Origin of the sequence: Xanthocytophaga flava, assembly GCF_030068545.1 — a bacterium.
GTDB lineage: Bacteria > Bacteroidota > Bacteroidia > Cytophagales > 172606-1 > Xanthocytophaga > Xanthocytophaga flava.
This window is the reverse complement of the sequence record NZ_JASJOR010000044.1, coordinates 13,936-33,595: the sequence shown is the minus strand read 5'-3', so window position 1 is coordinate 33,595 and position 19,660 is coordinate 13,936. Positions and strand designations below refer to the sequence as shown.

The 19,660-nt window shown below is 40.2% G+C and carries 16 protein-coding genes and 1 riboswitch; of the genes, 8 read left to right on the top strand and 8 right to left on the bottom strand.

What is annotated here, in order from left to right; all coding sequences use genetic code 11:
- Positions 1-69 precede the first annotated feature (69 nt).
- Positions 70-525 (top strand): hypothetical protein, encoded by a 456-nt coding sequence (locus QNI15_RS35765; RefSeq protein ID WP_313989594.1) that lies wholly within the window; start codon positions 70-72, stop codon positions 523-525.
- Positions 526-804: 279 nt separating this feature from the next.
- Positions 805-1,776, top strand: coding sequence for a deoxyhypusine synthase family protein (locus QNI15_RS35760; RefSeq protein ID WP_314036723.1), 972 nt, complete (start codon positions 805-807; stop codon positions 1,774-1,776).
- A gap of 70 nt (positions 1,777-1,846) precedes the next feature.
- Here QNI15_RS35760 and QNI15_RS35755 read toward each other — a convergent pair whose 3' ends face one another.
- The 5 genes from QNI15_RS35755 to QNI15_RS35735 form a co-directional block, all read right to left on the bottom strand.
- Positions 1,847-2,509, bottom strand: a complete 663-nt coding sequence (locus tag QNI15_RS35755) for a hypothetical protein (protein WP_314036721.1) — start codon at positions 2,507-2,509, stop codon at positions 1,847-1,849.
- A gap of 151 nt (positions 2,510-2,660) precedes the next feature.
- A complete protein-coding gene (locus tag QNI15_RS35750) occupies positions 2,661-5,864 on the bottom strand; it encodes a TonB-dependent receptor (RefSeq protein ID WP_314036719.1) in 3,204 nt (1,067 codons plus the stop codon).
- Positions 5,865-6,238: 374 nt separating this feature from the next.
- Positions 6,239-6,856, bottom strand: a complete 618-nt coding sequence (locus tag QNI15_RS35745; protein ID WP_314003459.1) for a 3-keto-disaccharide hydrolase — start codon at positions 6,854-6,856, stop codon at positions 6,239-6,241.
- A 38-nt stretch (positions 6,857-6,894) separates the two neighbouring features.
- Positions 6,895-8,613 (bottom strand): GMC family oxidoreductase, encoded by a 1,719-nt coding sequence (locus QNI15_RS35740; RefSeq protein WP_314036717.1) that lies wholly within the window; start codon positions 8,611-8,613, stop codon positions 6,895-6,897.
- 31 nt (positions 8,614-8,644) lie between these two features.
- Entirely contained in the window at positions 8,645-9,163 is a 519-nt protein-coding gene (locus tag QNI15_RS35735) for a gluconate 2-dehydrogenase subunit 3 family protein (RefSeq protein WP_314036715.1), read from the bottom strand.
- A gap of 430 nt (positions 9,164-9,593) precedes the next feature.
- Between QNI15_RS35735 and QNI15_RS35730 the strand changes: the two genes are divergently transcribed.
- A complete protein-coding gene (locus tag QNI15_RS35730) occupies positions 9,594-10,676 on the top strand; it encodes a Gfo/Idh/MocA family protein (protein ID WP_314036713.1) in 1,083 nt (360 codons plus the stop codon).
- Positions 10,677-11,435: 759 nt separating this feature from the next.
- Here QNI15_RS35730 and QNI15_RS35725 read toward each other — a convergent pair.
- The gene (locus QNI15_RS35725) at positions 11,436-12,002 is read right to left on the bottom strand and encodes a gamma carbonic anhydrase family protein (protein WP_314036711.1); all 567 of its coding nucleotides are present in this window, start codon (positions 12,000-12,002) and stop codon (positions 11,436-11,438) included.
- Between the two features lie 183 nt (positions 12,003-12,185).
- Between QNI15_RS35725 and QNI15_RS35720 the strand changes: the two genes are divergently transcribed.
- On the top strand, positions 12,186-13,793 hold the full coding sequence (locus QNI15_RS35720; RefSeq protein WP_314036709.1) for a DUF4139 domain-containing protein: 1,608 nt from the start codon (positions 12,186-12,188) through the stop codon (positions 13,791-13,793).
- An 80-nt stretch (positions 13,794-13,873) separates the two neighbouring features.
- Here QNI15_RS35720 and QNI15_RS35715 read toward each other — a convergent pair whose 3' ends face one another.
- Together QNI15_RS35715 and QNI15_RS35710 are read right to left on the bottom strand one after the other, a co-directional pair.
- A complete protein-coding gene (locus QNI15_RS35715) occupies positions 13,874-14,791 on the bottom strand; it encodes a ClpXP adapter SpxH family protein (RefSeq protein ID WP_314036707.1) in 918 nt (305 codons plus the stop codon).
- A gap of 215 nt (positions 14,792-15,006) precedes the next feature.
- Entirely contained in the window at positions 15,007-15,807 is an 801-nt protein-coding gene (locus tag QNI15_RS35710) for a hypothetical protein (RefSeq protein WP_314036705.1), read from the bottom strand.
- Between the two features lie 165 nt (positions 15,808-15,972).
- Positions 15,973-16,064, top strand: a riboswitch (TPP riboswitch).
- Positions 16,065-16,136: 72 nt separating this feature from the next.
- On the opposite strand from QNI15_RS35710, the gene thiS reads away from it, so the two are divergent.
- The 4 genes from thiS (at position 16,137) to QNI15_RS35690 (ending at position 19,511) form a co-directional block, all read left to right on the top strand.
- Positions 16,137-16,340, top strand: a complete 204-nt coding sequence (thiS, locus tag QNI15_RS35705) for a sulfur carrier protein ThiS (RefSeq protein WP_314003474.1) — start codon at positions 16,137-16,139, stop codon at positions 16,338-16,340.
- 4 nt (positions 16,341-16,344) lie between these two features.
- Complete coding sequence (gene thiC, locus QNI15_RS35700) at positions 16,345-18,186, top strand: phosphomethylpyrimidine synthase ThiC (protein WP_314036702.1); 1,842 nt, start codon at positions 16,345-16,347, stop codon at positions 18,184-18,186.
- A gap of 66 nt (positions 18,187-18,252) precedes the next feature.
- Entirely contained in the window at positions 18,253-18,861 is a 609-nt protein-coding gene (locus QNI15_RS35695) for a thiamine phosphate synthase (protein WP_314003478.1), read from the top strand.
- An 8-nt stretch (positions 18,862-18,869) separates the two neighbouring features.
- Positions 18,870-19,511: a thiamine phosphate synthase gene (locus QNI15_RS35690; protein ID WP_314036700.1), complete on the top strand. Its 642-nt coding sequence runs from the start codon at positions 18,870-18,872 to the stop codon at positions 19,509-19,511.
- Positions 19,512-19,660 lie beyond the last annotated feature (149 nt).

Sequence of the window (19,660 nt, the reverse complement as noted above, 5' to 3'; positions counted from 1 at the left end):
TGATGGCATTATTTTTTAGGGATCAATCTTTTACTTTTTGAACTTGTAATTATCTAAATTATACTTAGAATGGACAACTTAGAACTGAAGAGAAAATTATTTGAAGCTTGCATTGATACACAGAAGGAAATAGTAAAAACGGCAAAGGAAGCCATGCTGGAAGCTCAGGAAAATGCAAACAGTGAAGAAGGTAGCCCTGAGGAAATGACAGAGTCATATCGGGAACAAATGCACCAGACCAGAGATATGTATGCTATCAAATGGCGTAATTCTCAAAATGATCTGGAACTGCTTGAAAGTGTTCCAGCCTATGATCTCAAATCTGTAATTGAACAAGGATCTGTTGTCAAAACCTCTGCCCAACATTTCTTTATTGCAATCGGCATGAACAAAGTGGTGCTGGATGGTGAAACTTTTTTCCCTATCTCTATCTCTGCTCCGATTTTTCAAGCGATGGTAGGTATGAAAAAAGGGGATACATTTCATTTCCGGGACAGAAAATATGAGATTAAGGACGTTTTTTAATACATACGTATCAAACAAACTTTTACTCTTCGCTTCGACGATTTTGGCCACTATTCACTCTATAGTGGCTTTTTTATTGATAGGGTATGCAGGCTGGCCATTTCAAAAATGATTACCTCCGGGAGCATTCCCCAAAATAGTGAACAAACTAGTCTTATCCTCTGTTTACACAGGATCAACTTTTTATTAAGATCTGCACAGAATAGCCAATTACCGGGTAAAAGTTTTTACCTTTGCGCAAAATTTCATTATTCATCTCAAAAAATAGAATATCAATCCATGAAAGGACCTGTTTCTCAGTTTATAGAAAAGAATTACCTGCACTTTAATGCAGCAGCTCTGGTAGATGCAGCAAAAGGATACGAAACGCATTTGCTGGACAATGGAAAGATGATGATCACCCTGGCAGGTGCCATGAGTACTGCAGAGTTAGGCATCTCTCTGGCTGAAATGATTCGTCAGGATAAAGTGCATATTATTTCCTGTACAGGTGCCAACCTGGAAGAGGATCTGATGAACCTGGTAGCACATAATTCATACAAACGTGTACCTCACTATCGTGACCTAAGCCCTCAGGATGAATGGGATCTGCTTGAAAATCATTACAATCGTGTAACGGATACCTGTATTCCGGAAGAAGAAGCATTCCGTAAATTACAGAAACACCTGATTGGTATCTGGAGCAAAGCGGAACAAAGTGGCGAACGCTATTTCCCACATGAATATATGTATCAGATTCTGAATTCAGGTGAACTGGAACAATACTATGAAATTGATCCTAAAAACTCCTGGATGCTGGCAGCTGCTGAGAAAAATCTACCGATTGTAGTACCAGGCTGGGAAGATTCTACTATGGGAAACATCTTTGCTTCCTATTGTATCAAGGGAACACTGAAGCCTTCAACCATGAAGTCAGGTATTGAATACATGACTTTCCTGGCTGACTGGTATACTAAAAATTGTGAAGGAAAAGGCATTGGTTTCTTCCAGATTGGTGGAGGTATTGCGGGTGACTTCCCTATCTGTGTAGTACCAATGTTGTATCAGGATATGGAAATGCATGATGTTCCTTTCTGGTCTTATTTCTGCCAGATTTCTGACTCTACAACATCCTATGGTTCCTACTCAGGTGCTGTGCCTAATGAGAAAATTACCTGGGGTAAACTGGATATTACTACACCTAAGTTTATTGTAGAATCAGATGCTACCATTGTAGCACCACTGATGTTTGCGTATATATTAGGCCAGTAAAATCTGGACAATACTCATACCTAAGCCGATGCATCCTGTATCGGCTTTTTTTGTTTATGCAGGTAGGAAATCAGGCTGCTTGTAGGTTAAAACAAGTGATCGTCTCACCATAAGGCAAAGGTATAGTAGCACTGAAGGTGCAAACACCCTCTTTTTGTACGCGGATACATGTAGTATGCTTATGTACTGATATAGCTACAATCCTATTTTCTGAAAGAGTAGTAACTGTAGCAGGTTCTTCGTTTATAACAAGACTCTCTTTCACTACATGTTCTAACTCTTCCAATTTCAAGATAGCTTGTTTTATAGCCTGCATACGCACTTGTACTTCAGCCTGTTTGATTTCTTTGAGGATCAATTTGGCAGGATTATCTTTCCTCTTGTGCTTATACACCACACTCAGCCGCCAGCGATTGGCATGCCATTGTCCACGAGTCTTATCTATCTCCTTCTGTAGTCGCTTTAGTGTACGTTTTTTATACCTTTCAGGTTTATCCTCTGTCTGAAACACTTCTTTCCTTTGTTCTAAATCAGCCAGGTAGCGATCCAGAAACTGCTGACGCGCCTGGTATTTAACTTCGTTAATGGCAATTTTAGCAATACGCTTCTTCATCAGATGGATCTCTTTATCCAGACGGATATCATAATCTACCAGATCATAATAAGCATATCGGTTTTCCTGAATAAGTTCCTGAGTAGTTGTATTCATAGCACTTTGACGGTGAGTTTTCATACCTTAAAAATACGAAATTCCCAAGCTTTCTCCAAAAATATCAAAACTACGCTCAGAACTCATTATCAAATACTTACACCTAAAAAATAAAAAAATCCTCTTTTACTAAAAGAGGATTTAATAGTATACACAAATCGAGACTCAAAAAAGATTAAAAACCATAACGGATACCAAGCTGAACCTGGAATGGATCTCCGGAAGGAGTCAATACTCCAGGTGAGTTAACACGGTAGTTGAACTCTTTAGTAGTTTTATTAAAGCCATTACCAGATACTAAAGCATACAAAGACTGATTACCCAGTGATTTATTGGTTCCATAGGTTCTATTGATCATATTCATCACATTGAAGATATCCGCAGATAACTGAAGATTACTTTTATTAGAGAAGTTAAATTTCTTTGTAACACGCAGATCAAATGTGCCATAAAAACCATTTATACCACCATTTCTTTCTGCAATTTTTCCTGTAGACTGGTTAATATAGTCTTTAATACTTTGACTTGCATTGGGATTATCAATGATTGTCTGTAATCCTTTTCTTACACTTTCAGGAACTTCCGCACTATTTCTATCAAACACATAAGCTAGGTCATTGGTAGCCACAAAATCTCCATTTGTGTTTGCACCAGATAACAAGCTATAACGAGTTCCGCCAATACCAGAATAACGCAGCCCCACTACAAAACCAAAGATGCTTGGTGATGAACCATATATAACCAGCTTATTACGGAATTGGTTATCAGAATAGGTCATTTTACTTAGATCACGAGGGTCATCTTTCACAGGCAATGACAGTGTTGCTGTATTCGCCACATTCCCATTATAGGAAGTATTGTCCTTTGTATCATTCCATGTAAAACTTACAGAAATTTCCCCATCTTTGAAATACTGGTAGGTTCCGTCCAATACAACTGCAAACTGATTTATTTTTCCTTCACTAGTTAGTTCCAATACACGTCCTAGGTTTTTAGAGATACGCCCCTGAGTCCAGTCTGCCGAGCCATTTCCTTGAGGAATGGTTTCAGCAGGCACATACACCCCCCGATTTGCTTCATTGGCTAGTGTGAAGAAAGGTGTTTTTGACATATTTCTGTCAACATACATATAGTTATGTCGTCCTAATGTAGCAAATCCTGTTAAACTAACCTTTAAGCGATCATTTATATAACGGGTATAAGAGATATTACCTTTGTAAACCAATGGTACTTTTACATCTTTCCCATTCATGTTAATGGTTGGTATTTGATACTGAGACAACGTAGGTACACTGGCGGAATTTTCACGATAGGCAAAGAAATCAGGTACAGGCACATTGGGTGTTCTTACATCTACTGTGCCATAATGTCTTCCATCAAAAGTTAGATTATTGATAACCATATAGTTATTAATATCAGAAGCAAAGATACCTGCGCCTACACGAATGAAATCCCTGTTTTTGTCATTCACATTCCAGTTAAACTGTACCCGAGGTTGTACAATAAAGGACTTTAGCTTGTTATCAGTACGTAAGCCTAAATCATTCAATACTGTTTGATTTAATGGAGCAGATGGGTAAATAGCATAATCCAATCGCAATCCCGCCGTCACGTCTAACCCCAAGGTAAGCCTTGTTTTTAATTGTCCATAGACTCCCAGGTTATAGGTATTAGCACGGGCACTAGGATCATCCATTAGAGGGACCTCACGGAAATACCGGTATGGTTTTAGATTCTGGAAGTTTTGTATTGCAGAGATTGTTTTTCCATCCGCATCTTTATCAGAAGCAAAGTGAAAACGACCATTTACCTCACTACCATACAAGGAGTGGGCTCTGGTGTACATCAAATCAATACCAAATGTGTATTCAACCTTATTGGTATTAAAATACAGGTTATTAATTAATTGCACTACGTTATTAGTAAATCTTTCCTGAGCAAACCGATGACCTCCGATCTGAACAGTGGGAACAGACTTGGTAGAGCTATCTTTCATTACGGATGTAATTCCTTCCACTATTGCTCTGGGAATATTTGCTGAGGGTAATTGATCACCTGGAGAGCTGTTCTGATAAGTATACAAATGTTGTACTTTTAGCTCATTGGTCAGACGAGGACTGATGGAAGTCCGCAAAGTTGCTAGTAAACTATTATCGACGTTAAAATCGTTTCCAGTTGATTCATACAAATTAATAGTACTATTATCTACCAGACCTAACTTGTTTAGATCACGGGTGTAATTATTTCTAAGTGTCAACAAATTATTTTTATTAATCTGCCAATCTAAACGAAGAAAGGCAGCATCAGAACCACGTTGTTTATCAAAAGAACCATACTGGCGGTCATTAGAAACACCATATTTGCTACGAGCAATATCTACAAAATTATTCAATGTACTTCTGGTAATATTCAAACGATATTCATCGGCGTCAGAACGAATATCAGCAATAACCAGTGAACGCATATCCAATTGATGATCCCAAACTACAAAGAAATGCAGTTTATCCTTGATAATAGGCCCACTTAGTGAAAAGCCATATTGATACGTAGAGTAATCATTGTTGCGTCGATTTCCTCTGATATCATACCGACTTGCCAGCCAGTTTGCGCGAGCGTATCCAAACACGCTACCACTCAATGTATTGGTTCCCGATTTAGTTACCGCACTTACAACACCCCCTCCATTACGGCCATAGGTAACATCATACTGGTTTGTTACTACTTTAAACTCACGCACAGCCTCAATAGAAATAGAATAAGGAGAACCACTTCGGCTGGTCGTAGATCCGGCTGAAGTAGGATTCTTAGAGTTCATACCATCAATGGTATATCCTGTAGAAGATCCCAACTGACCGGAAATATTTCCACCTCTGCTCAATGGAGAAAGATCCATCAACGAAGTAAAACTACGTCCATTAACAGGTAATTGGGTGATGTTTTTGGAAGTGATGGCTGTAGATGCTCCCAGATCTTCCGTTTTGTTTTTCAATCCGGAATCTGTAATTTCTATGGCATCCAGCGTTTGAGCATCTTCCTGCATGTTTACATTAATCCGGAGGGCATCACCCTGGTTTAGAAACAAGTTACTTTTTTGATGTTGACTATATCCTACGAATGTTACAGTAACCGTATAAGGTCCACCCAATGGAAGTTGTTTGAATACATATTCTCCCTGTGCACTGGTAGTGGTGGCAGTAGTAAATCCGGTAGATGCATTTCTAACCTGAACAGTAGCACCCGGAAGTGGGCTTTTCTGATTGTCCAGAATTATACCTGTAATAGAGGCTTGTGTCGTTTGAGCATTTACACTAAAAGTAGTAAAGCCATAGGACAACAAAAACAAAAGAAGTAATACAATAGACCTTGTATTGTTTTTCATTTGATGAAATAGTTTGTAAGGGTTTGTTTTTGAAGCCACAAAATTGAGAAATTCAAACCAGCAAGGGATTAACAGATTGTTAATAAGGTATTATAAAATTACAAGCCATCAGGCCTTTAGATAGGATCAGACACCTACCAAAACTTTAGGGATAAAAAGAGTATTTATACGCTAAAAGTAAGTCTATTTGTATCAGATTATACCAGTGCAGGGGTTTCCAAGAGAAAGGAAGTACAGGCAGGAATAGTTACCTCATGCTATAGTTTGGTAACATTAACTTTACGGCTACAAATTGTTCATTATCGGAATGTTAATGGCATAAAAAAAGACCTCCCGGATTGAGAGGTCTTTGTGTATTCGTTAGCAGAGTAAAACTACAGTGTTCGGATCTTGATATTGCGCCATTTTACTTTGATACCTCCCCCATCATGGATTTGAAGGGCAATGATTCCATTGGCAGCCCCAATTTTATCATCTGAGAATGTAATCATTTCCTGGCCATTCACCCATGTAGTGACCTGTCCACCAGACACTTTTATTTTCATAGTGTTCCACTCTCCCATTTTCAGTGCCTTGTCTTTGTCGTCTGTCGGCTTAATTAACCAACCCCGGCCATACGACTCATAGATACCACCCGTCCAGTGACCGGGAGGTGCTACCTCAGCCTGCCAGCCAGTAATTTTGGTACCTTCAAGACTGGAATGAAAAAACACACCACTATTGCCATTGGCTTCCTGTTTAAACTCCAGTGTCAGTTCAAAATCCTTATAGGACTGATCTGTGCCCAGATAGCCATATCCTTTGTCTGGCCCACTTTCACAGATTAACTCGCCTTTTTCGACATACCATTTTTCGGTACCATATACTTTCCATCCCTTCAGATCTTTCCCATTAAACAAGGATGTCCATTTTTCTTTTTTGGATTGTTGTGAGTACGCGACAAGACCAATCAATAGTCCGGCGGCAAGGAAAGCGAATTTTAAACGCTGCATAGAAATAAAATAAGGGTAAGGTTGTGATTATTGTTTGCTTATAAATTTCCTTTTTTGAATTCTGTTATAGCATAATTTGCTGCACGAGCCGTAAGAGCCATAAAAGTAAGCGATGGGTTTTGTGTAGAAGTAGATGTCATACAGGCTCCGTCTGTTACAAAAACGTTTTTACAGGCGTGCAATTGATTCCACTTATTCAACAAAGATGTTTTAGGATCTTTGCCCATACGTACCCCACCCATTTCGTGTATATCCAGACCTGGTGCTTTATTCGGATTATCATGGGTTTTGATATTTTTAAATCCAGCTAAGGTCAACATCTCTGTCATTTGTGTATGAAAATCCTGAATCATCTTTTCATCATTGTCATCATAAGCAACTGAAACACGCAGTTGTGGTATACCCCATGGATCTTTCAGGTTTGGATCTAATGCTACATAATTCGTCTCTTTCGGAATGGTTTCGCCCATCATATGCGAACCTGCCCTCCAATTACCATATTTTTTAGCAGTCAGGTTTGTCTTCAGCTCTTCCCCCATACCGGAAGTGTCTGTATCCATCATACGGAAAGCACTAAAACCAGCAGCATATCCTCTCAGAAAATCTGTTTCCTGTTTAAATACATTCCGGAATCGTGGGATATAACTGCCATTGGGGCGAATACCTTCTGTGATTGTATCCAGATATCCTTCATATTCTGCCGAGATAGTAGTACGGAAATTATGGAATGCCATATACTTGCCCAATAATCCATTGTCATTACCCAGGCCATTCGGAAAACGATGTGAGGTTGAGTTTAATAAAATCAGATTACTATTCAAACAAGCTGCATTCACAAAAATCACGCGGGCATAATACTCAGTCATTTGTTTGGTATGAGCATCAATAACCCGTACTCCGGTCGCTTTATTTTTCTTTTCGTCAAAGATAATGGAGTGTACCACAGAATCGGGTTGCAATGTCATCTTTCCGGTTTTGGCAGCCCAGGGCAATGTAGAGGCATTGCTGCTGAAATACCCACCATATGGACACCCCCGCTGGCAAAGCGACCGATTCTGACACTGCGCTCTCCCCTGCTGAAAATGGATGGGTTTAGGTTTGGTCAGGTGTGCACAACGTCCGATAATAATAGGGCGGGTTCCTTTGTAGTGTTTGGCCATCTGGTCAGTAAAATGCTTCTCCACACAGGACTGCTCATGAGGTGGAAGAAATTCGCCATCTGGTAATTGAGCCAATCCGTCTTTATTTCCACTAATACCCGCAAACAGTTCGACATGGCTGTACCACGGGGCCAGTTCTGTATAGCTAATAGGCCATTCTACAGCAAATCCATCACGGGCAGGGCCATCAAAGTCATATTGTGACCAACGCTGCGTACCACGTGCCCACATCAAGGACTTCCCTCCTACCTGATAGCCACGTATCCAGTCAAATGGTTTTTCCTGTACATATGGATGTTCGGCATCTTTTACAAAAAAGTGAGCGGCATCTTCATTAAACGCATAACAACGGCTTACGATGGGATTGGCATCTGTGACGGATTTGGGTAAACGTCCTCCATGCTCAAACTCCCACGGATTCATCATCGTGGTTGGATAGTCTGTAATATGTTTTACATCCCGCCCCCGCTCTAACACCAATGTCTTTAATCCTTTTTCACAAAGCTCTTTGGCAGCCCAGCCACCACTGATACCTGAGCCGATTACAATGGCGTCGAAGGTACGTTCTTTGATTGAATCTATAGTTAAGAAAGCCATGACAAAATTCTGGAATAGAAAATGAAAAGATTTACTTCTTCAGTGGTACACATCCGTGGAAAAATCCAGGAGCCATATTATAACCTCTCAGGTTCATCTGCACATATTCGGAATTCATATAACCTTGAATAGTCAGACTTTTAACCATGCTGATAAATTGCTTTGCTCCAGGATCAGCAGAGTCTTTCATTTTGGATAAGGTATCCAGGCGTTGTCTGGCATCACATTCAGCGAATGGTTTGTTGTACCCTTGTCTGGCATTCTGATCTACCAGTACAAGTCCTTGTTTCAAATTGACTTGTGCCGTTTCACCATAGCAGTCAGTAATCATACGCATAGCATATTGATGTACTTTCAGCGATTTGGCTCCTGGTGTACTGGTTTCCGGAATGATGGTTTCTACGATTTCAGCCAGTAATGCTTCTTCTGTTGAGGCTAAGCCGGAAACGAGTCCAAGAGACTCAGGCGTCCAACCAGTAGCCCAGGCAGGTAATGCGACCATACCGCCTAGAACTGCTACCACATTTTTGAGTGCAGAACGTCGTTGCATGATAAAATAAATGTATTGGATGGGTTATAATTAAAGTACTGTTTCAACAAAATCTTTTACCTGATCTCCGGATTCAATCCTCCGGCAATTGTCTCACTTTTACGCTTACGGGTGTATATATCCGAATGTACGTTTTTATCAAACTAACTGATACTATTTATTTGTTAACTAGTCAACTACCTTGTTAATATTCTTTATTATAAAATGGAGGCTATTTCTTTATCAGCTATAGCCTCCAGTTATAGGGGTATCGAAGTACTTGGATTAAAAAAATATTTTCACAATGTTGTAAATAAAACTAAAAAAATTAATTCTACCTCTTTTTTAGAGAAATATTTTAATGTATAATATAAATATAACAGGAAATCTATAGTTTTAAGCCATTAAAGCGAAGTCGTATCTTATTTAATTCATTTATAGCTCAATTCAAATGTCACTGCAAAATCAACCTTTACGTGTATTAGTAGTAGGCTGTGGCAACATGGGAGCCTCCCATGCCCTAGCCTATAAGTCCATCGACGGATTTGAAATCTGCGGAATTGTCTCGACGGGAAAAAGCAAAGAAGTATTGAACCAACGGTTAGGTGGTGGCTATCCGTTGTTTAGCGATTATGCTGTAGCATTGAAAGATACACAACCTGATGCAGTATGTATCTCGACCTATCCGGATACACACGAACAGTTTGCCATCATGGCGCTGGAAGCTGGTTGTCATGTATTTATTGAGAAGCCTCTGGCTGATACGGTTGAAGGTGCACAACGGGTAGCAGAGGTAGCAAAGAAAACAGGGAAGAAAGTAGTAGTAGGTTATATACTACGCCATCATCCTTCCTGGGAGAAGTTTGTAGAGATTGCCCAACAGATAGGTAAACCGCTGGTAATGCGAATGAATTTGAATCAGCAAAGTCATGGGTATATGTGGGATGTACACCGTAACCTGATGAAAAGCCTGAGTCCGATTGTTGACTGTGGTGTACACTATATTGATGTCATGTGTCAGATGACACGCTCTAAACCAGTTCAGGTCAATGCCATTGGAGCACGATTGACAGAAGACATTCCTGCTGGAAACTATAATTACGGTCAGTTACAGATTCGCTTTGAGGATGGTTCAGTAGGTTGGTATGAAGCCGGCTGGGGACCGATGATGAGTGAAACAGCCTTCTTCGTCAAAGATGTAATCGGTCCTAAAGGTTGTGTCTCTATTGTAGCCAAAGATGCTGGTGGCGCAGGAAAATCAGACAATGTGGATTCTCACACAAAAACCGAATCACTACGATTACACCATGCGGCTATTAATGGCAATAATGAATTCACCAAACCTGATGAGTGGATTAACCTGACTGATGAACCAGATCATCAGGAGTTGTGTAACCGGGAGCAACGTTTCTTTCTGAAAGCTATTACAGAAAATGTTGATCTTACAGATCATGTAGAAGATGCTGTAAATAGTCTTCGTATCGCGTTTGCCTGTGACGAATCGGTACGTACAGGTCAGCCTGTGATGTTATAATTGCTTTTTATAAAGTATGATCTTGCAACCAGAGTCTGCACTTTTTAAAAGTATAGACTCTGGTTTTCTTTTGATTGCTTGCCGACTTTGTTGTTCTGCTTTGTCTAAAGTTTCTCTTCCTGAGTTTGTTTATTACCCCTTTCTTCACTCTTCCGCCGGCCTCTTCATTTTTTTTCTTGTTTGTATTCGAAGTAGGTTTAAAGTCTAGGACATAGTTCTTTCAGTATTTTAGTTGTCTCTGCCTTTATTTGTTTAATGTCCCTTTCTTCACTCTTCTTTCGGCTTCTTCATTTTTTGCTTGCCCAAAAAACGAAGCAAAAAAGGGCACTTTTTGCCGAACCTCCAGCCCACAAGCCAGGGGCTTTCCTCGTGGCAAAAAGATTGCCAACGCACACCTACAGCGGTCTGCGCTTAAAGGCATCATCTCTCTCTTTGTAGCGTCCAAAAGATGATATATGCGGTTTCCTAAAAACTCAACTTTATAAAAACTCCACCAGCACATGTCACAAAGAGAGCAACAGTCACTTCAATCGTGGAAGGTGGTGAAGGTGCGTAGGCCTTCCTTTTCCCGCGAGGTTAGCCTTTGGCCTTGCGGGCGGAAGGATCGGGAAAAGGTGCCCTTTTTTGCTTCGTTTTTTGGGCAAGCAAAAAATGAAGAAGCCGAAAGAAGAGAAATGTTCTGGAATCTGAACAAACTCAACTACAGAGATTTTTTTACAAACTCTCATTCAAAATTTGAGATGACCATGTTTAGCTGTTTCAGAGATTAGCCAGAAAAGTTTCGGTCAACTTGGTATACAATTCAGTATTGGATAGCCCTGTAGTATCTATGTCATACACATACTTGACAAATCCTACTTTTCGTAGCTCTGCATGAAATTCCTGTATCTCTCCTGGCCCGTACACTTTAACAGGATTTCCAAAGCCAATATGATTAATAGATATAAATGTATTCTCTGGACAGAATGTCCCTACATGAATGATTCCATTTACAGCTAGGACAGTTCCATTGGATAATTCGGCTCCATGAAAGATAGTAGCATTGGTAGCAATAAAACAAGCTTTATGAATAATAGCTCCCGTAATGCAGGCTTTAGGTCCTACCAATACATTATCTCCTATCGAACAGGAAAACTTCTTATTGCTACGAATAATGGCATTTTCCATAATCACGGTGTTGTTACCAATATGAATAGAGCCACCATTGGCAGTAATAATAGTTCCAGCTCCGATATAGGTATTTTCGCCAATGGTCACATCTCCTTCAATGATAACTCCTTGCATGATACGGACTGAAGGATGAATAGTAGGTTGTAGATTTGACATAGAATTGTTGGTGGTTAGATTGTAATCAAGACCTTATTTCTCAAAAGAATGCAAATATAAGTTTCATCATATGTTGATAAAAAATAACGTATGTTTTACGTCTATAATACATTATTCATTGACCAAAAAGACCGTATTTTTGGGAAGTTATAAACTTTATACACTTTTTAGCCGAATCCGTCTATGAAAAAAATAGTCTTTCTCCTTTTTCTGTTATCTACTTACTACCTTACCCAAGCTCAACAGCCTCAAAGTATTCAAACAGAATCCAGAATAGAGGAGGTAACTGTCTATCTGGATGGGGCTGAAATCAAAAATAGCCAGGCAATACGCCTTATCAAAGGGAAAAATACCATAAACTTTAAAGGTCTGTCTCCATTCCTGGAAGAAAGGAGTATACAGATAACTCCCAAAGGAGAGGTAGAAATATTATCCATATCTACAGGAACAAGAACAATAACTCCTGAAGAAGTGGATTTAAGAATCAAAAGGCAAACAGATAGTATAAAAATACTTCAACAACAGATTGAACTGGTGACCAATCAGATAGATGCATACAATACAGAAAAGAAACTCCTAAGCGAAAATCAGAAACTAGGTGGAAAAGAGAGTGGAACTACCATAACTGAGTTAATGAAAGCTGCTGATTTTTATCGTGACCGAACCCTCAAAATCAATAATTCACTTACTACACTCAATATACAATTAAAAAGTCTGTCTGTTAGTCTGGATTCTGTTTCCAAGCAATCCGAACATTTAAAGACACAAATAGATACCAGACGAAAAGAAATTAACCTTGTAGTATCCTCAGCTACCGAGCAACGTGTAGAATTTGAAATCCGGTACATTGTTCATAATGCTGGCTGGGAAGCTACTTACGATTTGATTGCAACCGATATCAGTAAGCCGGTCTCACTTAAATACAATGCACGTATTTACAATGGCACAGGGATAGACTGGAAAGATGTTAAACTGACTTTGTCAACGGCTGATCCTTCGTTGGAAGCATCCCGACCCTATCTTAGCACCTGGATTTTAAATTATAACTCTGGAGCCAATGAAGGATTAGTACAAAATCAACTTTTTAATCAGCAAAACTGGTCTGCTAAGGAAGAGGGATCGTCAGGTGATGAAGGAATAACAGTTTCTGAATTGGCTGCGACATTTAAAATAGACAAGGTCCATACAATTCCAACCAACAAAGATTCGTATCAGATTCATATTTCCGATCACAATCTGAATGCGCTATACGAGTATCTTACCATTCCCAAAGTGGATATGAGTGCTTTTCTGCTAGCAAAAGTTACAGGCTGGAAACAACTAAATCTTATCGATGGCAAAGCCAATGTGTATTTTGGAAATACATACATAGGTGAATCCAACATTAATACACAGCTATTGGGAGATACACTAGACTTGTCTCTTGGGCGTGATAATCAGGTAATCGTGAAACGGACCAAAGTCGAAGATTTTGCAGCAAACAAATCCATTGGAGGAAAGAAAAGCGAAGCGCTGGTCTACGAAATTTCAATTCGAAACAACCGACCAACCCCTCTTCAAATCAAAATTCAGGATCAGGTACCTATATCTCAGGAAAGTGATATTAGTGTAGACACAGACGAAATTTCCGGAGCAGAACTGGATACACCATCCGGACGATTACAATGGAAACGTCAGATATCACCAGGGGAAATTGTCAAATACAAAATTGCTTTTACAGTCAAATATCCCAAAAACAAAACCATTTCCCTACGAAAAAGCAGAACAGTCCGCACTCCAAGATTACATTAATAACAACATGAAAAGATAAATACAACAAATGCTAGTCCTTGCTATTGGACTGGCATTTGTTGTAGAGACATACTCAAACCTTATTTTACTTTATAGAGAGTTCCGGTTTTAATGGCGTGCTTCTCCAGCTTTCCTTCCTGCACTAACTTTTCAAGTTGATTAACTCCCTCTTCTACAGATATGTCAGCCAAAACAGCGTACTCTTTTGGGGTCAATGTCGGATAATGGGTAAAAACAGAAAAAGGCGAGTCAATAACAATCTTTTGTTTTTTGGCAGTAGGAAATACTTTCTGGACAGCACCTTCAAAGATCTCATAGGGTTTAAACCCATACACCATACATTGATTATTGTCTGCATCTGAAAAGAACATAGTTGGAAAACCTCTTACCCCCAGTGACCGACCATAGGACAAGTCTTCTTCAAATAGTTGCTTTCCTTTTCCTTCAAAATCTTCTTTTAACTGAAAAGTATCTAGTCCTACGGCTGCTGCAGCTTTTTGTATATGCTCCCATCGGGTAATGTTCTTTTTCTCCAAAAAGACAAATTCACGCAGCTTACGCAGGAAGGCTACAGCCTTTTCCTTATCCTGTAACTCTGCTGCCTTTACTGCAATAGAAGGAGGATACGAAGAATCCAGTGGATCTTCCAGCCATACATCGCCATCAATCGGCATATCATAGTACAAACTCACTTCGTCCCAATGATGCGCCACATCACTGGGTTTACTTATTCCTCCACTGTTATAACTCCAGTCTGGCAGTAGTCCTCCCATACGATACTCGATATCAATGTACTTGCCGTACTCTAGTTTCAACTTTCGTAATTGCGGCTCAATACCCCAGCAGGTTGAACAGATTGGATCCGTATAGTAAAGTATCTTTACAGGCTTCTGATCTGCCACCACTTTTACAGATTCGGTCTCCTCATCTCCTGCTGGTATTTCACATACACCACTTGCAGGATCACATAAAAGTGGATTTTTGATTTCCTGGTTCATTGTATTTTTCTGTTTATCGTTGACACCCTTACTCAAAACACCTGTTTTTCAGAATGATTCAGATATGATGTATAACTCTTTGTGTAGGATTAATTTGTAACTCGACAGCAAAGTTGGTTACTATTCATCCATCAGTCAATTAGTCAGAAAAATATGACTATAGACAAGACTATGCAGTCTAACAATAAACAATGAACTGTATTTCCTAATTGGAATCAATTACAACTATAGGTGTAGATACTCTTCTGGGTTGAAATAGTATAATTACTACTATCTGTACGAACTACCTCTGCAGGATATCCTCGATCATTATAAGTATAAGAACATGTTGTTTTGAGTCTTAAGCCCCCATCATAGTTATAATATTTTGCTTCCAGTACATTATTGGTAGAATACACATCAAAAAAACCAAAAAGAAGCAGATATTGATAAAGAGGATTATTATTCGCTGGATTAAGCTTTGTATCAAAAACTGTTTGATAGGACAGATATTCTACTTTATTAGAACTATTATAATCATACGACTTAACCGCGTTTCCATTAGTATCATAAACATATCTCCGATAATAGGTAGGGTCAGATGTTATCTTACTAATTTGTCCCTTATCATTATATTCGTTAGATGAGTAAAGACTTGTTTCGTAATTTGAGTTTGAATTTATTTTACTATATAATTTCGATTCTATAATTCTGCCTTGCCCATCTACCTTCATATCCCAATAACTGGAAGGATCTGTTTCTGTAAGGCCATCTTTATAAAAATTTATTCGCTGTATATACCCTTTCGAATCATATACCAAGATGCTTTTCTCATAAAGTTTTCCGTTTTTATCAACAACTGAAGATCCTGATAATCTATCTCCATCATAGGTAAATTCAACATATTCCCCCGTTTCATTTGCCAGTTTGATCAATTTGCAGCCAAATTTCGGCTCTATTACAGCTGGGTCATCTTTTTTACAAGAAATACTAATAAAACAAATAACTGCAAAAAGCAGGATACAATAAGATTTCATAGAGTGTGGATTGATCGTATAAGATCACAAAAATAACAGTTTCCTCCCGATCTTATCTGATGTTTCATCGGAAAAATAATTTTTAGTAAAAAAGATACCTATCTAATTAAATCAAAGCTCAAAACTTTTTTCTAGGAAAGTTCAAACAAGTTTTTATACCTTTGTCCTAAGCTTTAGGGGTGCCTTAACTGGCTGAGATGATACCCTTGGAACCTGATCCGGTTAGTACCGGCGAAGGGAAAAGTACCGCAACACATTATAGTAGTGCTATATCCATAGCATTCTCCTCCTGTGTAGCCACTCCTGAAGTCAATAACCTATTTTCAGGAATGGACATCATACTTAACCAAGAATCAAAGACCTTTCCGGACAATTGCACTGTGCAGCAATTGATGGATATTGTTTTGCCTGATAAACAAAAAGGAGTTGCGGTTGCAATCAATCAGGCTGTCATACCCAGACCCAACTGGAGCACTCATACGCTACATCCCAACGACAACGTATTACTCATCAAAGCTACTCAAGGAGGATAATTCCATGACAACCGAACAACCATCCACACACACCATTTCCTGTGATCCGTTTCCGGGCTCACAAAAGATCTATGTCAAAGGTAATCTGCATGACATTGAGGTAGCCATGCGCGAAATCTCTCTAACAGATACCAAACTGTCATCCGGCAGCAAAGAAACGAATGCTCCAGTTACGGTATATGATACCAGTGGCCCCTATACAGACCCGGCTATTGCTATTGATGTACGCAAAGGATTGCCTCGCTTACGCCAAAGCTGGATTACGAAACGGGGAGATGTAGAGCAACTTCCTGAGATTACATCTGACTATGGCAAAAAACGACTGTATGACACCTCGCTGGATCATCTTCGGTTTGAGCATATTCAAAAACCATTACGTGCCAAGGCAGGAAGCAATGTCACTCAACTTCACTATGCCAAAAAAGGAATCATTACACCTGAAATGGAATACATAGCCATTCGGGAAAATCAGCGTATTGACTATTTGAAAGAAGTATTAAATGGACAATACGAAACCCTGACCCAACAACACGCAGGCCATTCTTTTGGAGCCAACACACCCAAAGGACTCATTACACCAGAGTTTGTACGACAGGAAGTAGCAGCAGGAAGAGCTGTAATTCCATCCAACATCAACCACCCGGAAAGTGAGCCAATGATCATCGGACGCAACTTTCTGGTGAAGATCAATGCCAACCTGGGCAACAGTGCAGTCTCATCCAGCATTGAAGAAGAAGTAGAAAAAGCTGTATGGGCCTGTCGCTGGGGAGCAGATACCATCATGGATTTGTCTACAGGCAAAAATATACATGAAACCCGTGAGTGGATTATACGCAATTCCCCTGTACCCATCGGAACAGTCCCTATCTATCAGGCGCTGGAAAAAGTAGGCGGTCGTCCGGAAGCACTGACATGGGACATATTTCGGGATACGATCATCGAACAGGCTGAACAGGGTGTGGATTATTTTACCATTCATGCAGGGGTGTTGTTACGTTATATTCCACTTACAGCCAAACGGGTCACAGGTATTGTTTCCAGAGGCGGTTCTATTATGGCCAAATGGTGTCTGGCGCATCACAAGGAGAACTTCCTGTATACTCACTTTGAGGAACTTTGTGAAATCATGAAACAGTATGATGTTTCTTTCTCTCTGGGTGATGGTTTGCGTCCGGGTTCTATTGCCGATGCCAATGATGCAGCTCAGTTTGCGGAACTGGAGACCTTAGGAGAACTCACCAAAATAGCTTGGAAACATGACGTACAGGTTATCATCGAAGGCCCCGGCCATGTGCCTATGCATCTGATCAAAGAGAATATGGACAAACAACTGAAAGAATGCCATGAGGCACCTTTCTACACATTAGGGCCATTAACAACAGACATTGCTCCTGGTTATGATCATATTACATCTGCTATTGGTGCAGCCATGATTGGTTGGTTTGGTACAGCTATGCTTTGTTATGTTACGCCCAAAGAACACCTGGGTCTACCAAATAAGAAAGATGTAAAAGATGGAGTAATTGCCTATAAAATTGCCGCTCATGCAGCCGACCTGGCAAAAGGACATCCGGGAGCACAATACCGGGACAACACCCTGAGCAAAGCCCGCTTTGAGTTTCGCTGGGAAGATCAGTTTAACCTTTCACTGGACCCAGATACTGCACGCGAATTTCATGATGAAACGCTTCCTGCTGACGGGGCCAAGGTCGCCCACTTCTGCTCTATGTGCGGACCTAAATTCTGCTCTATGCATATTACTCAGGAAATCCGTGACTTTGCAGAAAAGAATATGGTAGAGAAATCGGAGGAATTTAAACAACAGGGAAGCGAACTGTACTTGTAAGTTATTCACTATGGCCTGTTGTGGTTCCTGTAAATGAACCACAACAGGTTTAAAATGATACCAGCTATGGATCTTATTGTACTATCCAGTCCGGAAGCTATTGAGAAAGAAGCACAGATAGTCAATGTTCTTTTTGAGGAAGGATTGTCTGTATTTCACTGTCGTAAACCTCAATGGTCTGCTGATCAGGTAGCAGAGCTTATACAGGCTATTGCGCTTCCCTACCGAAGTCAGATTACTATTCATCAGCACCATGAACTGGCAGAGGAATTAGGATTACAACGTCTGCATTACACTGAGGCAAATAGAAAAACAGTTTCACAAACCGAGTTGTCTTTGCATCGGCAGAAGGATATTACGCTTTCAACTTCCCTGCACCAACTTAGTGACTATAATACTACAGCTCAGCAGTTTGATTATGTGTTTTATGGCCCTGTCTTCAACAGCATTTCCAAACAAGGGTATACGGCTGTTGTATCAAATGATTTTCGATTACCGCCACGCCAATCCACTCAAGCGAAACGCATTGGATTAGGGGGTATAGATGAAACCAATATACACCAGGCAGCAGCCTATGGTTTTGAAGGTGTAGCCGTATTGGGTACTCTATGGACAGAACCACAGAAAGCAGTACAACGATTCAGAAGTTTAAAGCACATTACAGACACCTACTAATAACAACCATGGTAAGTAAACTTCATTATATCTCTCAGGGGCATAGTCCAGCCGAACAATTACGCAACATTCAACGTGCCCTGGATGCTGGATGCGACTGGATACAGCTGCGCTGGAAAAATGTGCCGGCCCAGGAAGTAGAACAGGTAGCTATTGCCATCAGAGCCTTGTGCGAACCCTATAGGGCGAAACTGATTATCAACGACTTCCCGGATGTTGCCCATGCAGTAGAGGCACATGGTGTCCATCTTGGTCTCACAGATATGTCCGTAATAGAGGCCCGGCAGATCGTTGGTCCCGATAAAATCATTGGAGGAACAGCCAATACCCTGGAAGATATATTTCAGCGGGTAGAGGAACAATGTACCTATGTGGGCCTGGGTCCCTTCCGGTTTACTATCACCAAAGAAAAACTCAGCCCAATACTAGGCCTGGAAGGATACCATGCCATTATGCATCAACTCCGTTCCAGAGCCATTTCTATCCCGATTATTGCCATTGGTGGATTACAACAGGAAGATCTTCCCGCTTTACTCAAAACAGGAGTACACGGAATAGCCGTATCAGGCTTAATCACACAAAGTGCAGAAAAAGAAACCCTGGTCACAAACCTCAGAGCTTTACTGGATGAAGAACAGATTCAGGCATAGTCCTACTTATCAACTAAAGCAACTATGTATATTAAGCCACGCTGCTGTTCTCCTGAAAGGAATTCTCCCTCGCTGTCCTTCTGAAAGAACCTTGTGACAAATAGAGTGATCTCTGGTTTCTAGGAGAAGAAATACACTCCAATCGTAAA

What these genes read in the sequence shown, in the direction of transcription:
- QNI15_RS35710 (WP_314036705.1), bottom strand. Translation starts at nt 15,807, where the DNA reads ATGAAATCTTATTGTATCCTGCTTTTTGCAGTTATTTGTTTTATTAGT.
- QNI15_RS35730 (WP_314036713.1), top strand. Translation starts at nt 9,594, where the DNA reads ATGTCACTGCAAAATCAACCTTTACGTGTATTAGTAGTAGGCTGTGGC.
- QNI15_RS35760 (WP_314036723.1), top strand. Translation starts at nt 805, where the DNA reads ATGAAAGGACCTGTTTCTCAGTTTATAGAAAAGAATTACCTGCACTTT.
- QNI15_RS35745 (WP_314003459.1), bottom strand. Translation starts at nt 6,856, where the DNA reads ATGCAGCGTTTAAAATTCGCTTTCCTTGCCGCCGGACTATTGATTGGT.
- QNI15_RS35720 (WP_314036709.1), top strand. Translation starts at nt 12,186, where the DNA reads ATGAAAAAAATAGTCTTTCTCCTTTTTCTGTTATCTACTTACTACCTT.
- thiS (WP_314003474.1), top strand. Translation starts at nt 16,137, where the DNA reads ATGGACATCATACTTAACCAAGAATCAAAGACCTTTCCGGACAATTGC.
- QNI15_RS35725 (WP_314036711.1), bottom strand. Translation starts at nt 12,002, where the DNA reads ATGTCAAATCTACAACCTACTATTCATCCTTCAGTCCGTATCATGCAA.
- QNI15_RS35765 (WP_313989594.1), top strand. Translation starts at nt 70, where the DNA reads ATGGACAACTTAGAACTGAAGAGAAAATTATTTGAAGCTTGCATTGAT.
- QNI15_RS35690 (WP_314036700.1), top strand. Translation starts at nt 18,870, where the DNA reads ATGGTAAGTAAACTTCATTATATCTCTCAGGGGCATAGTCCAGCCGAA.
- QNI15_RS35735 (WP_314036715.1), bottom strand. Translation starts at nt 9,163, where the DNA reads ATGCAACGACGTTCTGCACTCAAAAATGTGGTAGCAGTTCTAGGCGGT.
- QNI15_RS35755 (WP_314036721.1), bottom strand. Translation starts at nt 2,509, where the DNA reads ATGAAAACTCACCGTCAAAGTGCTATGAATACAACTACTCAGGAACTT.
- QNI15_RS35715 (WP_314036707.1), bottom strand. Translation starts at nt 14,791, where the DNA reads ATGAACCAGGAAATCAAAAATCCACTTTTATGTGATCCTGCAAGTGGT.
- QNI15_RS35695 (WP_314003478.1), top strand. Translation starts at nt 18,253, where the DNA reads ATGGATCTTATTGTACTATCCAGTCCGGAAGCTATTGAGAAAGAAGCA.
- QNI15_RS35740 (WP_314036717.1), bottom strand. Translation starts at nt 8,613, where the DNA reads ATGGCTTTCTTAACTATAGATTCAATCAAAGAACGTACCTTCGACGCC.
- thiC (WP_314036702.1), top strand. Translation starts at nt 16,345, where the DNA reads ATGACAACCGAACAACCATCCACACACACCATTTCCTGTGATCCGTTT.
- QNI15_RS35750 (WP_314036719.1), bottom strand. Translation starts at nt 5,864, where the DNA reads ATGAAAAACAATACAAGGTCTATTGTATTACTTCTTTTGTTTTTGTTG.